Origin of the sequence: Proteus sp. G2609 (assembly GCF_963896135.1) — a bacterium.
GTDB lineage: Bacteria > Pseudomonadota > Gammaproteobacteria > Enterobacterales > Enterobacteriaceae > Proteus > Proteus mirabilis.
In genome coordinates this window covers 193,693-208,398 of record NZ_CAWQNB010000025.1, presented here as the reverse complement: position 1 = coordinate 208,398, position 14,706 = coordinate 193,693, and the positions used below count along the sequence as shown (strand labels likewise).

Below are 14,706 nucleotides of genomic sequence, written 5' to 3'. Positions count from 1 at the left end.
ATCCTAATTAGCGAATAATACCGCGGTTTGATTTTGCTGAATTTTCCAGAAAATCACTGAATATTTTTACATACTGATTATTATTGTCTGCGGCTAATTGAGCAATCTCTTCTCGCGCTTCTTCAAGCGTTTTACCATTACGATAAAGTATCTTATAAGCGTTACGAATGGCATGCAGATCTTCTTTTGCAAAACCGCGACGTTTTAATCCTTCAATATTCAAACCATAAGGGGTGGCATGGTTTCCTTGTGCAATTACAAAAGGAGGAACATCTTGTGCTACACCGGAACAGCCGCCCACCATGACATGTGAACCAATCTGACAAAATTGGTGAACCGCACTCATACCACCGATTATCACATAATCACCTAAAGTGACATGTCCACCTAAAGTACCGTTATTTGCAATAATACAGCGATCGCCAATGATACAATCATGAGCAACATGGGTGTTGATCATCAATAAGTTATCATTGCCAATTTTAGTAATATTACCGCCCTGTGTCGTACCACGATGAATAGTGACACTTTCGCGGATAAGATTGCGATCACCAATAATGACTTGGGTCGGCTCACCACGATATTTCAGATCTTGGTTTACTTCACCGATAGAGGCAAATTGGTAAATCTGATTATCACGGCCAATGCGTGTATGGCCATTAATAACCACATGAGATTTGATATCTGTGCCTTCACCAATCTCAACATGGCTACCAATAACGCAAAAAGGGCCAATGCGAACATTAGCACCAATTACCGCACCCTCTTCAATAATTGAAGAAGGGTGAATTACTGCGGATTTATCAATCATAAGCTAGACCTCACGGCGGCGAGCACACATCATCTCAGCTTCGCAGGCAATTTCTCCATCAACTTTAGCGACGCCTTTAAAGCGTGCAACGCCACGGCGTTCTTTAATGAATTCAACCTCAAGAACCATTTGGTCTCCAGGTAAGACAGGACGTTTAAAGCGAGCACCGTCAATAGCAGCAAAATAGTAAAGTTCACCGGGTTCCAGTTTTCCTACGCTTTTGAATGCTAAAATACCTGTTGCCTGCGCCATTGCTTCGAGGATCAGTACACCAGGGAAAATAGGTTTGCCTGGGAAGTGACCTTGAAAGAAAGGCTCATTAAAAGATACATTTTTTACTGCTCTTAGAAATTTCCCTTCTTCAAAATCAAGGACACGGTCAACCAATAAAAATGGGTAACGGTGTGGAAGTAAATCTAAAATTTCTTCGATTTGCAGAGTATGATTATCACTCATTGCAATACTCTTCCTGTCTAATAAAACTGAATCTAATTAAGAATGACACGACCTGCTGTGACTCAAAAAGGGAGTTAACGCGCAGGTCGCAAAATAGGTAACAACAACCGTCAAAGATGCTACTTGTTACTTGTCGCTATTTTCTACTTGACGTTCTAGCGACTTTAGCCTTTTTTGCATTTCATCAATTCGCAGCACCAGTGCTGCGGTTTTACGCCATGCTTTATTCGGTTGTAACGGAATGCCAGAAGAATAAACCCCAGGTTCAGTGATAGGACGCATAACCATCCCCATTCCTGTTACCGTAACTTTATCACAAATTTCCATGTGACCATTGATAACACTTGCTCCACCAATCATACAGTAACGCCCAATTTTCAGGCTCCCCGCCATGATGACACCACCTGCCACAGCAGTATTGTCACCAATAATGACGTTATGTGCGATTTGGCACTGGTTATCAATGATAACACCATTACCGATAACTGTGTTATCTAATGCGCCTCTATCGATGGTAGTACATGCACCAATTTCGACACGGTCACCAATGATCACTGAGCCTAACTGAGGAATTTTAATCCAATTGCCACGCTCATTGGCATAACCAAAACCATCAGAACCAATGACAGTACCAGATTGTACTAAACAATCTTTACCAATGATAACTTCATGATAAACAGAGACATTTGCCCACAAACGGCTATTATCGCCGATATGTGCTTTTTTACCAATAAAACATCCTGCACCAATAACTACGTTATTACCTAACTCAACACCTGACTCAATGACCGCATTGGCACCAATTGAGACGTTATTCCCTAATTTAGCATCAGCAGCAATAACAGCAGAAGGATGTATATCTTGTGCTGGCGCGGGCGTAGTATCCATAATCTGAGCCATTTGTGCATAAGCCAGATAAGGATTTTTCACCACCAGTGCAGCAACAGGACAAAAAGGAAGATCAGCCTCTGTTAATACCACCGCAGCGGCCTGACATTCACTTAGTTTTTCACGATAGCGACTATCGGAAAGAAAGGTAATTTGTTCACCATTTGCTAAGCCCATTGAAGCAAGACCGGCGATAGTGATATCACCATCGCCGTGTAACTGTGCATTCAATTGCTGAGCAAGATCAGCTAATCGAATTGAAAACATCTATTATTTAACCTGTTTTTGAACCTGAGCAGTAATATCTTTACCGTCTGCGAAATAAGGAACAGTGTTTGCATCTAAAATCACATCATAACCTTCTTTTTTCGCTACAGCATCAACAGCGTCTAATACGCGTTTCATGATTTTATTACGCTCTTCTGCTTGACGACGGCTAAAATCTTGCTCAAAAGCTTGTGCTTTTTGTGCATAAGCTTCACGTTTAGCAACCAGATCTTTTTCTGTATTAGCACGTTGTGTCGCATTCATGGTTGGTGCATCTTTTTGGTATTTCTCAACCGCAGTTTGTAATGCTTTACCTAAATTTTGCAATTCGGTATCACGTGATTTAAATTCATTTTCCAATTGTTTCTCTACCGCATCACGGTTAGGCACTTTTTGGAGAACTTGACCGATGTTCACAACACCTACTTTATCTGCAGCTTGAGCGCCTGCTGACATCGTCAATGCCATTCCTAGGGCAGCGGCACATAACAATTTTTTCACGATAGACTCCTTAAAACCCAAAATAAATTTTTTGTCAGATATGAGATGTCTTTTCTCAATATATAGAAAAGACATCAACTTTACTTACATCGCTACCACGTTCTACCAATATTAAACTGGAATTGCTCAGATTTATCGCCTTCGTAATCTTTAATTGGCTTCGCATAAGAGAAGACTAACGGACCTAAAGGTGATAACCACTGTAAAGCCACACCGGTTGAAACACGCACATCGCCAGCACGACTATAATCTGGCATACCAGCAGTCCAATTAGAGTTAGTGCTACTCCATTTAGTATCCCATACCGTACCCGCATCAACGAATACAGAGGTTCTGACTGATGAAGAATATTTATCATCAATAAATGGCGTTGGTGTGATCAGTTCAAAGCTAGCGACTGCCATAGCATTACCACCGATAGCATCGCTAGATGGCTCACCTGGTTTTGGCTTACCATCTTTATCTAAATAAATTGCTTTAGGACCGATATTATTGGAACGGAAACCACGCACTGTACCAGAACCACCGGCATAGAAGTTTTCATAGAAGGGTAATTCTTTACCCCCTAAACCGTCACCGTAACCTAAACGACCTTTGAACAAGGTGACCCAAGACTCTTTTTCATTTAGAGGGTAATAAGCCATACCGTCCCAAGTTACTTTATAGTACTTGTTATCAGAGCCAGGTATAGTAATACGCCCACTTAAATTACTTCTTGCCCCAGAGGTTGGGAAGAAACCACGGTTTAAGTTATTAAATGTCCATCCCATGCTGACAGTATAATCATCCGCATTAAAGGATTCGCGTTTATCAAAACCCGGGTTTTCCCCCATACTTTCAAGATAACGCCACATCGCCACTTGAGGTTCCATCCGTGACAAGCCGTTATGCGTATAGCCTAAGCCAAGACGAGCCGAGTTATATTCATTGATAGGGAAACCTAAGGTGCCGTCTAACCCATAAGATTTATTGGTATAGCCGGATAAATCCGCATCATTAGCTCGGAAATCGTTATAGAAAATACGACCGCCTAAGCTGACACCATTTACAGTAAAGTAAGGATCAGTGACTGACAATTCAGCATACGTTGAGTAATCATTTTTACTGGCGTTAATCGCAACAGCATTTCCCGTTCCTAACCAGTTATCCTGTGTTACCCCAACTTGGAAGCTGACACCACTTTCTGTACCGAAACCGACACCAAAGTTAAGTGAACCCGTATTACGCTCTTTGACACGATAAACGATATCAACTTGATCAGGTGATCCCGGAATACGCTGTGTTTCCGTTTCGACTGTTTCAAAATAACCTAAACGGTTTAAACGCTCTTTACCTTGTTCAACTAAATCGCTACCTAACCAAGCCCCTTCCATTTGACGCATTTCACGACGTAAAACAGAGTCCTTGGTTATATCATTACCCGCAAAACGGATTTGACGCACATAGAAACGATTCCCTGCATCAACGTTAACATGCAGTTTTACCGTTTTATTTTCATCGTTGATTTCAGGATTTGTCATCACCCGTGGATAGGCGTATCCGTAGCGACCTAATAGATTTTTAATCTCATTTTCTGTTTTGGTCACTTGAGCACCGTTATACAGTGAGCCTGGTGCGATTTGGATCAGATCTTCAATCTCTTTGGTATAGCCTGCGGTATTACCATTGATTTCGGTACTTTCAACCGTGTATTTATCACCTTCTTTCAGGTTAATAGTAATATAAATACCTTTTTTATCAGGCGTTAAGCTAACGTTTGTGGATTCAATATCAAAACGGGCATAACCACGATCTAGATAAAAACTTCGTAATGTCTCTAAGTCACCAGCGAGTTTTTGTTTCTGATATTTTTCATCAGCCGCTAAGTTCCACCAAGGCACATCATCACGTAGTTGGAAGCGGTTAACTAATTCAGCAGTACTAAATGCTTTATTACCAACAATATTGATTTGTTGAATAGTAGCTGAAACACCTTCGGCAAATACCAGTTTTAAATCAACACGGTTACGAGGAAGAGGAGTCACAACAACTTTTACTGTGGCGTTATATTTACCAACACTATAGTAGAAATCTTCAAGACCTTTCTCAATATTAGCCAACATTGTTCGGTCAAGTGTTTCACCAATACGGATATTGGAAGCATCAAGATTTTGCTTAAGCATATCTTCTTTAATTGCTTTGTTACCTGAGAAAGTAATACTCGCAATTGTTGGACGCTCTTTAACTTGAACAATAAGTACATTTCCGTCACGCAGAACCCGAACATCATCGAAGTTTCCTGTCGCAAATAATGAACGGATAGTTCGACTAATATCATCATCGCTGACCGAATCTCCAACTCGGACAGGCATGTTCAGTAATGCTGCACCAACGGCGACGCGTTGAAGACCTTCAAATTGAATGTCCTGAACTACGAATCCGTCTGAACCGTATGCAGTGGCGCTGCCCAGCAGCAGCGACGCTATAAGCAACTTTTTCATCGCCATCGTTGTTTTGTGTTTTCCTAACCGGTCCCTGCTTATTTTATTATAAGCGAGAGAAATCATTGAAAAGTGCAAGTCCCATTAACAGCATCAGTGCCATAACACCGAAACGATAACAGACATCTTGTACACGCTCAGATACCGGCCCTCCCTTTATCTTCTCGATAACCAGGAAAAGCAGGTGCCCACCATCTAAGACAGGCAGGGGAAACAAATTAATGATCCCCAGATTGACACTGATAAGTGCGATAAACATCAAATAGTAAACAAAACCTGAATCCGCAGACATTCCAGCGCCTTTAGCGATAGAAACCGGTCCACTAAGATTTGTTAACTTGACATCACCAACCACTAACTTGCCAATCATTTTGACAGTCAAACCCATTAACTGCCATGTTTTATCAGATGCTTCATATAACGCTGAAAATGGGTTGTATTGTTGCATTATCAAGTATTGCTCATCTGGCGGTAATACTTGTAGCTTCGCACCCACTTGTCCAACTTCGCTACCATCTTTCAGCGCTATTGCTGTAGGAGTAATATTTAACACCAAAGAAGCACCGTTACGTTCAACTAACAGTTCCAACGTTTTGTTGGGGCTTTGTCGAACAAAATAAGTAAATGGGTGCCAAGTATCAATTGGCTGACCATCGACTTTAACGATCCGATCCCCTGCTTGTAAACCTGCTTTTTCAGCCGCAGAGTCTGGTGTTACTTCTACAACTTTAGAGTCCAACCGTGCGCCAACAGGCATGATGCCTAGGGATACGATAGGATCTTGTCTTTCAGGATCAAAATTCCACTGTTGCAAATTCAGTATATTCTCACTCTCAGAAAGAGAGTTAGGCTGAGTTACAACGAAAGTCACCTCTTTTGCACCAATTTTACTCACTAATGCTAAACGAACAGCATTCTGATCAGGCGTTTCGATACCTGCAACGGATTTTAGTTCCATTCCCGGCGTTAATTTTGCTTGTTCTGCGATAGAGTCAGGGCGAATATCTGCAATTATTGGCTTTAATGCCGGCACCCCTATCATAAAAACAAGCCAATAAGCCACAATGGCTAATAAGAAATTTGCAATAGGTCCGGCGGCAACAATAGCGGCTCTTTGCCCGACGGTTTTATTGTTAAAAGCGAGATGACGACGCTCTGGTGCGACTTCGGCGACACGCTCATCCAACATTTTTACATAGCCACCTAAAGGTATCCATGCAACGACAAATTCGGTGCCATGTTTATCTGTTTTACGCCAAATCGCTTTACCAAAACCAATAGAAAAACGCTCAACATAAACGCCACAGCGTCTTGCTACCCAAAAATGTCCAAATTCATGTACCGTAATAAGAATACCTAAAACGATAATAAACGCGGCTAGATTCCACAGGATACCCATTGCTTACCTTTACATTTGAAAGCCAGAAGAAACTAAAAACACCAATCCAGCGAAAACAGGGATCGCCGCGGTCAAACTATCAATACGATCTAGCACACCACCATGCCCAGGGATAAGCTGACTACTGTCTTTTATGCCGGAAACACGTTTAAACATACTCTCAGCCAGATCGCCGAATACGGAAACAATCACCACGATGCCCGAAATCAGTAATAGATGGTTAGGCACTTCAGTAATTGGTGCGAAACGCGTAAATAGCCATGAAACAACACCTGCTGTGATTAACCCGCCCACCAGACCTTCCAAGGTTTTACCCGGTGATACTTTCGGTGCCATTTTATGTTTACCCATTAAACGGCCAAATGCATAAGCCCCTGAGTCCGCAGCCCAAACCAATAACATGACATACAGTAACCACCAGGCCCCTGTATATGAGTTTGTGCTATATCCCAACATACGTAGCGCCATCATGCCACAATAAAAAGGAACAATCGTCAATATACCGAACAATAACTTAAGAAGAACAGAATTTTTCCACATATTGGCTGAATTCGGATAACTGACAACTAATAAAATCGCCGCTACCCACCAAAAGAGCCCAGCCCATAAGCTATTCTTAATCATTGCTGTATCAAGCAGGTGATCAAAATCCGGTAACGAGGCTTGCATAAGAACTAAGAGTGCAGCAAATCCAACACCAGTAGCAATACGTTTGCCTTGAGAATGCCAGCCGATAAATTGAGCCCATTCCCAACCCGCTAAGCCTGAAATGGCAATAATAACTAATCCAAATCCTGCGGGAGGAAGAAGAAATAAAGCAGCAATAACAATAGGGATTAGTATTAATGCAGTAATGACACGATACTTAAGCAAATTATCCTCCCAGATTTACAGTATCTGTTTCCGATGTTGTACCACCGAAACGTCTTTCCCGTTTAGCAAAAGCATCAAGTGCATTCTGAAAAACTTGTTCATCAAAATCAGGCCATAAAACCTGTGTAAAATATAACTCAGCATAAGCAATTTGCCAGATAAGGAAATTACTTATACGATGTTCTCCACCTGTACGGATCACAAGATCTACAGGCGATTGATCGTGTAAACACAAGTGTGAGGATATCGCATTTTCATTAATATCTTCGATAGCTAACTCCCCTTTTGCGAGGGAACTCGCTAATTGTTGTACACTTTGTGTAATATCCCATCGTCCACCGTAATTGGCAGCAATATTTAAATTGAGTCCGGTATTATTTGCAGTCAGTGCAACAGAGTTTTTTATTCTATCTTGTAAACGACGACTAAAGCGGCTGATATCACCGATAATTGTTAATCTGACATTGTGTTTGTGTAGGCTTTTCACTTCATTATCTAATGCAAAAACAAACAACTCCATCAAAGAACTCACCTCTTGTTCAGGGCGATTCCAGTTTTCGCTGCTAAATGCATATAACGTTAGTGATTCAATTTTATGTTTGACGGAAAAGCTAACCGCATCTCGAACTGCTTTAATTCCCGCGCGATGGCCCGTAACTCGGAGTTTCCCTTGTTTTTTTGCCCAACGTCCGTTGCCATCCATAATGATGGCAACATGCTTTGGTTTTGATGCGGATGAATCGTCACTGGATAAGTTCACTCAATTTAACCCTTTGCTAATCTGATACTGATACAGACAGTCCTCTTCGGATAACCTACGCACAAAAAAACCGTGTGACTCCACGGCCTTTGGCAAAGCCTCAAAGTTGCTAAAGCGGTTGCTTTAGTAATGAACTGTTAATTTTCATTATTGTCTTTAGTGATTTGGCAACTATACCATTAGCCAGAAAGACGAACAAACACACTCTGGTAAATATCATCATCATTATACAATTTGTGCGATAATCTGCTGTGTTTGTAACCTTGCTAATTTATCAATTTCTAAAACATCGTCGATACTTTGAGGCTCAGAGAGGTCAAAATGTTCAACCACTTTGCGATTAATTTTAGCAATATCAGTGAATTTTACTTTTTCGTTTAAAAAAGCATCAACAACAACCTCATTAGCGGCATTTAATACCGTTGTTGAAGCTTGTCCCCGTTGCGAGGCTTCGATGGCAAGTGCTAAACAAGGATAGCGCTGATAGTCTGGACGGATAAATTCTAGGGCTTGTATCTCAAAAAAATCTAATGCTTTCGCGCCCGATTGGGTGCGGTGAGGATATGCCATGGAATAAGCGATAGGCGTTCTCATATCTGGCTCACCAATTTGTGCGATAATGCTACCATCACGATAGCGAACCATTGAATGGATCACCGATTGGGGATGAATAATGACTTCCATCTCTGCTTCCGAGGCATTAAAGAAATAACGAGCTTCGATATATTCCAAGCCTTTATTCATCATAGTGGCTGAATCAACCGAAATTTTACGCCCCATTGACCAGTTTGGATGTGCGCAAGCTTGGTCTGGAGTCATTGCATCTAGCTCATCTAAAGGCGTATAGCGAAACGGTCCACCGGAGCCTGTGAGTAAAATACTGGTGATGCCATGGGCTTCTAAAGATGCATGGCCTAAATTGTCTTGAATACCTGTAGGTAAACTTTGGTAGATAGCATTATGTTCACTATCAATAGGTAAAACCTTCGCACCATATTTAGCCACCGCATCAAAGAATAAACGACCACTCGTGATCAGAGATTCTTTATTGGCTAATAAAATTCTTTTCCCTTTTTCTATCGCAGCCAATGTAGGCTTAAGCCCCGCCACCCCTGTAATAGCAGACATCACTTGATCGGCTTCATCCAATGCAGCAATTTCATTAACAGCATTAGAGCCTGATAATATTTCCGTTTTACACGATGTATTGGCTAATAATCGTTTCAGCTCACCGGCACTTTTTTCATCTGACATCACCGCATATTTAGGCTGAAAAGCGCGACATTGCTGCGCCATTTTAGTTGCATTTTTTCCAGCCACTAAAGCAAGCACCTGAAACTCATCAGGGTTATTTTCAATGACGGATAACGTACTTGTTCCGATAGACCCTGTTGAGCCTAATATAGTTATTTGTTTCATTATTAATCAATCAGTATATCAATAACATTTTCATTAAAAGGAATTATATCAGCATGACGAGATAAATGAGGGGAAAGATGATAACTTTAATAAATAATGTGATAAAAAGAAGATATTAGGCATTTATTTTCCAGTAAATGCTCAAAAATAATGCCACATTTCAGTGGCATTATCAGAAAAAGAATAAAAATTAGAATTCCATTAACTCAGCTTCTTTCAGCGTTAATGCTTCATCAATTTTTTTAATGAACATATCAGTTAATTTCTGAATTTCATCTTGTGAACGGCGTTCATCATCTTCACTAATTTCTTTATCTTTCAGTAATGCTTTGATTTTATCATTAGCATCACGACGGATATTACGAATAGAGACACGACCTTGTTCTGCATCTCCACGCACAACTTTGATTAAGTCTTTACGACGCTCTTCAGTTAACGGAGGCAGTGGAACACGGATGATCGCGCCTGCAGATGAAGGATTTAAGCCTAAATCTGATGCCATAATCGCTTTTTCAACAGCAGGTGCTAAAGTACGATCGAACACCGTAATTGCCAATGTGCGGCCATCTTCTGCCACAACGTTAGCAACTTGATTTAATGGAGTTGGTGCGCCGTAGTATTCTACAACAATACCATCTAATAGGTTTGGAGACGCACGGCCAGTACGAACTTTATTAATTTGGCTTTTTAGTGCTTCAACGCTTTTGTCCATGCGTTCTTGAGCATCTTTTTTGATTTCATTAATCACGTTATAAACCCTTGGGAACTGGTTATCTTCCAGACGATATCAAATTATGATATCGACATAAATGAATTGGCGTACTTTAAGATGTTAACGCCAAATTATACCATTGTCTCTGTGTATTAAGCGTGAGAAATCAAAGTTCCTTCACTTTCACCCATTACAACCCGACGTAATGCACCCGGTTTATTCATATTGAATACGCGGATAGGTAAATTATGATCTCGGGCTAATGTGAATGCAGCAAGATCCATGACTTTCAATTCACGTTCTAATACATCCTGATAAGTCAGCTTTTCATATAATACCGCATCAGGATCTTTGGTTGGATCGGCTGAAAATACACCGTCAACTTTTGTCGCTTTCAATACAACGTCAGCTTCAATTTCAATACCACGTAAACACGCAGCTGAGTCAGTCGTAAAGAATGGGTTGCCTGTACCTGCCGAGAAGATAACAACTCGGCCATGGCGTAATAAGCTAATAGCCTCAGCCCAACTGTAGTTATCACAAACACCATTAAGTGGAAATGCTGACATTAATCGTGCATTGACATAAGCACGATGCAATGCATCACGCATTGCTAAGCCATTCATCACTGTGGCGAGCATTCCCATGTGGTCACCCACAACACGGTTCATACCTGCAGCTGCTAGACCAGCGCCACGGAACAAGTTACCACCGCCAATTACGACACCGACTTGTATGCCCAATTCAACGAGTTCTTTAATTTCCTGAGCCATGCGATCAAGTACGCTCGCATCGATACCAAAACCTTCTGCGCCTTGCAGGGCTTCGCCACTCAGCTTTAATAAAATTCGCTGATATACGGGTTTTGCATTGGTTGCCATGGTGTTCTGTCCTAAGCAGATTAGTTAATTGGAGGTTTTAGATAGCCTTACTCTTTTCAAAGAAAAGCAAACTGTCAGTGGAGATTGTAACAAAACAGAACCGCCTTAAGGCGGTTCTATTAACGCAAAGCGTTATTATTTGCTCATTGCCGCAACTTCTGCTGCGAAATCAGCTTCAACTTTCTCAATACCTTCACCAACTTCGAAACGAACGAAGTTAATGATTTCAGCATTGTTTTCTTTCAGCAGATCGCCAACAGTTTTGCTTGGATCCATAACGAAATGCTGACCAGTCAGAGAGATCTCACCGGTGAATTTGTTCATACGACCAGTAACCATTTTTTCTGCGATTTCGCGTGGTTTACCTGATTGCATTGCGATGTCCATCTGGATTTGGTGCTCATGCTCAACAACATCAGCAGGCACATCTTCAGGGCGAACATATTCTGGTTTGCTTGCAGCAACGTGCATAGCAATGTGTTTGATCAGTTCTTCGTTAGCGCCTTTAGCTGCAACTAAAACACCGATGCGAGCACCGTGCAGGTAAGTACCTAACTCTTCGCCTTCTAAAATAGCAACGCGGCGAATGTTGATGTTTTCACCAATTTTTGCAACTAATGCAGTACGAGCGTCTTCGAATTTCGCTTTCAGTGCTTCGATATCGTCAGTTTTGTCTGCTAATACTGCAGCCATAACATCTTTACCGAATGCGATGAAGCCAGCATCTTTAGCAACGAAGTCTGTTTCACAGTTCAGTTCAACCAGCGCACCGAATTTACCATCAGCAGCAACTTCTGCAAGGATGATACCTTCAGCAGCAACGCGACCTGCTTTTTTAGCCGCTTTTGCTTGACCTGATTTACGCATGTTGTCGATAGCTAATTCGATATCACCGTTAGCTTCAACCAGCGCTTTTTTACATTCCATCATGCCTGCGCCAGTACGTTCACGCAGTTCTTTTACCAATGCAGCGGTAATTCCAGACATTTGTTTCTTCCTCGACTTTTCTATGGGCGAGCCATAGATGTTCTCATAGCAGATGTGTAAAGGGGGCCTATTGAGGCCCCCTAACCAATATATAGCAATACCTGGTTAAATAAGGGCTCTTACGAGCATGCCTTATTATTCAGCTTCGACTAAGCCTTCTTCAGCCTGAACAGCCAGATCTTGAGAACGACCTTCACGAACAGCTGTTGCTGCAGCGGTCAGATATAATTTAACCGCACGGATTGCATCATCATTACCAGGGATAATGTAGTCGATACCATCTGGATCAGAGTTAGTATCAACGATAGCAAATACTGGGATACCCAGGTTGTTTGCTTCTTTGATAGCAATGTGTTCGTGCTCAGCATCGATAACAAACAGAGCGTCAGGTAAACCGCCCATGTCTTTGATACCACCCAGGCTGTTTTCTAACTTACCAAGTTCACGAGAACGCATTAACGCTTCTTTCTTGGTCAGTTTGTCAAAAGTACCGTCCTGAGATTGAGATTCTAAATCTTTCAGACGTTTGATTGACTGACGAACAGTTTTCCAGTTAGTCAGCATACCGCCTAACCAGCGGTGGTTTACATAAAACTGGTCACAGCTTTCTGCTGCTTCTTTAACAGCTTCAACGGCAGAGCGCTTAGTACCAACAAACAGGATTTTGCCTTTACGAGAAGCAATTTTGTTCAGTTCAACCAGAGCTTCATTGAACATTGGAACAGTTTTTTCCAAGTTAATGATATGAACTTTGTTACGCGCACCAAAGATGAATGGTTTCATTTTTGGATTCCAGTAACGAGTTTGGTGACCGAAGTGAACACCGGCTTGCAGCATATCGCGCATTGAAACAGTTGCCATTTTAGACCTCTATAAGTTTAAATTTGGGGTTATTTCCTCCACAAATCCCATACGACCGACTCATCAGCTGTAAAGATTAAACCTTTACATAAGAGCACCCCGGCGTATGTGTCGATTTGTGTGTGTCATTAACACAATTGAATGTTTTCAGATTTACTGCTATTTCTTAAACCTCACATGGTGAAGCCATAGCCAATAACAGAACTCCGGCGCGCTTTATACCATAAATAACCTCAAGAAACCACTATTAGTTACGGTTTCACTGCCAATATATCGGTTAACAACAGCGAATAAAAAAGCGCAATATGTAAAGACAACAAACAATATAAGGCGTAATGTGCCTGATTATTGGCGATATCAAACAGATTACTCCTATCCTCTTTGATTGGCACACCCACTTTCTGCTGATATCATAAATGGTAATTAGAATTATTTCTCACCATCATAATTCATAGACCTGCAATACCATGCAATAATGATTGTATTGTGGCTTTTAAATCTATTAATGAAGAACTCAAATGGCTATTGTAATCAAGACTGAAGAAGATATTCAAAAAATGCGCGTCGCGGGTCGTCTTGCGGCTGAAGTCCTTGAAGTTGTCGCACCCTATGTAAAACCCGGCGTAAGTACAGCGGAATTAGATCGTATTTGTCATCAACATATTGTTGATGTTCAGCAAGCTATCCCTGCTTGCTTAAACTATCATGGCTTCCCTAAATCAGTGTGTATTTCTGTTAATGATGTTATTTGCCATGGTATTCCTAGTGAAGACAAAATTTTAAAAGACGGCGATATTGTTAATATTGATGTTACTGTCATTAAAGAGGGTTTTCATGGCGATACGTCAAAAATGTTTATCGTCGGTAAACCGACTATTCAAGGTGAGCGTCTGTGTCGGATCACCCAAGAAAGTCTCTACCTTGCAATAAAAATGGTAAAACCAGGTATTCGCTTACGTGAATTAGGTAAGGCCATTCAAAAATTCGTTGAAGGGCATGATTTTTCTGTGGTACGCGAATATTGTGGACATGGTATTGGCGAAGGTTTCCACGAAGAGCCTCAAGTATTACACTATGATGCTGATGACGGTGGTGTTGTGTTACAAAAAGGCATGGCATTTACTATCGAGCCGATGGTCAATACTGGAGATTACCGTATTCGTACCATGAAAGATGGTTGGACAGTAAAAACCAAAGATCGCGGTTGGTCTGCTCAATATGAGCATACTTTAGTGGTTACCGACAATGGTTGTGAAATCATGACACTGCGTAAAGAAGAAGAGCCATTTATTTCTGCCGTATTAGTCAACGAATAAATCGCACTCTTCTAAAATGTAAAAACGACATATTTTTTCGAGGTATGTCGTTTTTTTTATTTTCAACTTTGGTAAGAAAATAGAAATGCTAGTCA

The 14,706-nt window shown here is 41.2% G+C and carries 14 protein-coding genes; 1 reads left to right on the top strand and 13 read right to left on the bottom strand.

Going from position 1 to position 14,706, the window contains the following annotated elements; translation table 11 throughout:
• Positions 1-7: 7 nt before the first annotated feature.
• The 13 genes from lpxA to rpsB form a co-directional block, all read right to left on the bottom strand.
• Positions 8-811, bottom strand: coding sequence for an acyl-ACP--UDP-N-acetylglucosamine O-acyltransferase (gene lpxA / locus AACV01_RS07465; protein WP_004245460.1), 804 nt, complete (start codon positions 809-811; stop codon positions 8-10).
• Positions 812-814: 3 nt separating this feature from the next.
• On the bottom strand, positions 815-1,267 hold the full coding sequence (fabZ, locus tag AACV01_RS07460; RefSeq protein WP_004245462.1) for a 3-hydroxyacyl-ACP dehydratase FabZ: 453 nt from the start codon (positions 1,265-1,267) through the stop codon (positions 815-817).
• Positions 1,268-1,393: 126 nt separating this feature from the next.
• Positions 1,394-2,422: a UDP-3-O-(3-hydroxymyristoyl)glucosamine N-acyltransferase gene (gene lpxD, locus AACV01_RS07455; protein WP_004245463.1), complete on the bottom strand. Its 1,029-nt coding sequence runs from the start codon at positions 2,420-2,422 to the stop codon at positions 1,394-1,396.
• A 3-nt stretch (positions 2,423-2,425) separates the two neighbouring features.
• Positions 2,426-2,923, bottom strand: a complete 498-nt coding sequence (locus AACV01_RS07450) for an OmpH family outer membrane protein (RefSeq protein ID WP_004248713.1) — start codon at positions 2,921-2,923, stop codon at positions 2,426-2,428.
• A 92-nt stretch (positions 2,924-3,015) separates the two neighbouring features.
• Positions 3,016-5,409, bottom strand: a complete 2,394-nt coding sequence (bamA, locus tag AACV01_RS07445) for an outer membrane protein assembly factor BamA (RefSeq protein WP_004248714.1) — start codon at positions 5,407-5,409, stop codon at positions 3,016-3,018.
• Between the two features lie 40 nt (positions 5,410-5,449).
• Positions 5,450-6,802: a sigma E protease regulator RseP gene (rseP, locus tag AACV01_RS07440; protein WP_004248715.1), complete on the bottom strand. Its 1,353-nt coding sequence runs from the start codon at positions 6,800-6,802 to the stop codon at positions 5,450-5,452.
• Between the two features lie 9 nt (positions 6,803-6,811).
• Complete coding sequence (cdsA, locus tag AACV01_RS07435) at positions 6,812-7,675, bottom strand: phosphatidate cytidylyltransferase (protein WP_004245467.1); 864 nt, start codon at positions 7,673-7,675, stop codon at positions 6,812-6,814.
• Position 7,676: 1 nt separating this feature from the next.
• Complete coding sequence (gene ispU / locus AACV01_RS07430; RefSeq protein ID WP_004245468.1) at positions 7,677-8,378, bottom strand: (2E,6E)-farnesyl-diphosphate-specific ditrans,polycis-undecaprenyl-diphosphate synthase; 702 nt, start codon at positions 8,376-8,378, stop codon at positions 7,677-7,679.
• A gap of 282 nt (positions 8,379-8,660) precedes the next feature.
• Positions 8,661-9,854, bottom strand: coding sequence for a 1-deoxy-D-xylulose-5-phosphate reductoisomerase (gene ispC / locus AACV01_RS07425; protein ID WP_161682652.1), 1,194 nt, complete (start codon positions 9,852-9,854; stop codon positions 8,661-8,663).
• A 190-nt stretch (positions 9,855-10,044) separates the two neighbouring features.
• Positions 10,045-10,602: a ribosome recycling factor gene (frr, locus tag AACV01_RS07420; protein ID WP_004245470.1), complete on the bottom strand. Its 558-nt coding sequence runs from the start codon at positions 10,600-10,602 to the stop codon at positions 10,045-10,047.
• A gap of 116 nt (positions 10,603-10,718) precedes the next feature.
• Entirely contained in the window at positions 10,719-11,447 is a 729-nt protein-coding gene (gene pyrH, locus AACV01_RS07415; RefSeq protein ID WP_004245471.1) for a UMP kinase, read from the bottom strand.
• Positions 11,448-11,582: 135 nt separating this feature from the next.
• A complete protein-coding gene (gene tsf / locus AACV01_RS07410) occupies positions 11,583-12,434 on the bottom strand; it encodes a translation elongation factor Ts (protein WP_004248719.1) in 852 nt (283 codons plus the stop codon).
• Positions 12,435-12,569: 135 nt separating this feature from the next.
• Complete coding sequence (gene rpsB / locus AACV01_RS07405) at positions 12,570-13,295, bottom strand: 30S ribosomal protein S2 (protein WP_004245475.1); 726 nt, start codon at positions 13,293-13,295, stop codon at positions 12,570-12,572.
• A 518-nt stretch (positions 13,296-13,813) separates the two neighbouring features.
• Here rpsB and map point away from each other — a divergent pair.
• Positions 13,814-14,611 carry a type I methionyl aminopeptidase gene (map, locus tag AACV01_RS07400; protein ID WP_004245478.1) on the top strand — a complete coding sequence of 266 codons (798 nt, stop codon included), beginning with the start codon at positions 13,814-13,816 and terminating at the stop codon, positions 14,609-14,611.
• The last annotated feature ends 95 nt before the right edge of the window (positions 14,612-14,706 follow it).

Excerpts from the sequence above, each read along its gene's own strand:
- lpxA (WP_004245460.1), bottom strand. The coding sequence starts at position 811 with ATGATTGATAAATCCGCAGTAATTCACCCTTCTTCAATTATTGAAGAG.
- rseP (WP_004248715.1), bottom strand. The coding sequence starts at position 6,802 with ATGGGTATCCTGTGGAATCTAGCCGCGTTTATTATCGTTTTAGGTATT.
- fabZ (WP_004245462.1), bottom strand. The coding sequence starts at position 1,267 with ATGAGTGATAATCATACTCTGCAAATCGAAGAAATTTTAGATTTACTT.
- pyrH (WP_004245471.1), bottom strand. The coding sequence starts at position 11,447 with ATGGCAACCAATGCAAAACCCGTATATCAGCGAATTTTATTAAAGCTG.
- lpxD (WP_004245463.1), bottom strand. The coding sequence starts at position 2,422 with ATGTTTTCAATTCGATTAGCTGATCTTGCTCAGCAATTGAATGCACAG.
- ispU (WP_004245468.1), bottom strand. The coding sequence starts at position 8,378 with ATGGATGGCAACGGACGTTGGGCAAAAAAACAAGGGAAACTCCGAGTT.
- bamA (WP_004248714.1), bottom strand. The coding sequence starts at position 5,409 with ATGGCGATGAAAAAGTTGCTTATAGCGTCGCTGCTGCTGGGCAGCGCC.
- tsf (WP_004248719.1), bottom strand. The coding sequence starts at position 12,434 with ATGTCTGGAATTACCGCTGCATTGGTAAAAGAACTGCGTGAACGTACT.
- rpsB (WP_004245475.1), bottom strand. The coding sequence starts at position 13,295 with ATGGCAACTGTTTCAATGCGCGATATGCTGCAAGCCGGTGTTCACTTC.
- map (WP_004245478.1), top strand. The coding sequence starts at position 13,814 with ATGGCTATTGTAATCAAGACTGAAGAAGATATTCAAAAAATGCGCGTC.
- ispC (WP_161682652.1), bottom strand. The coding sequence starts at position 9,854 with ATGAAACAAATAACTATATTAGGCTCAACAGGGTCTATCGGAACAAGT.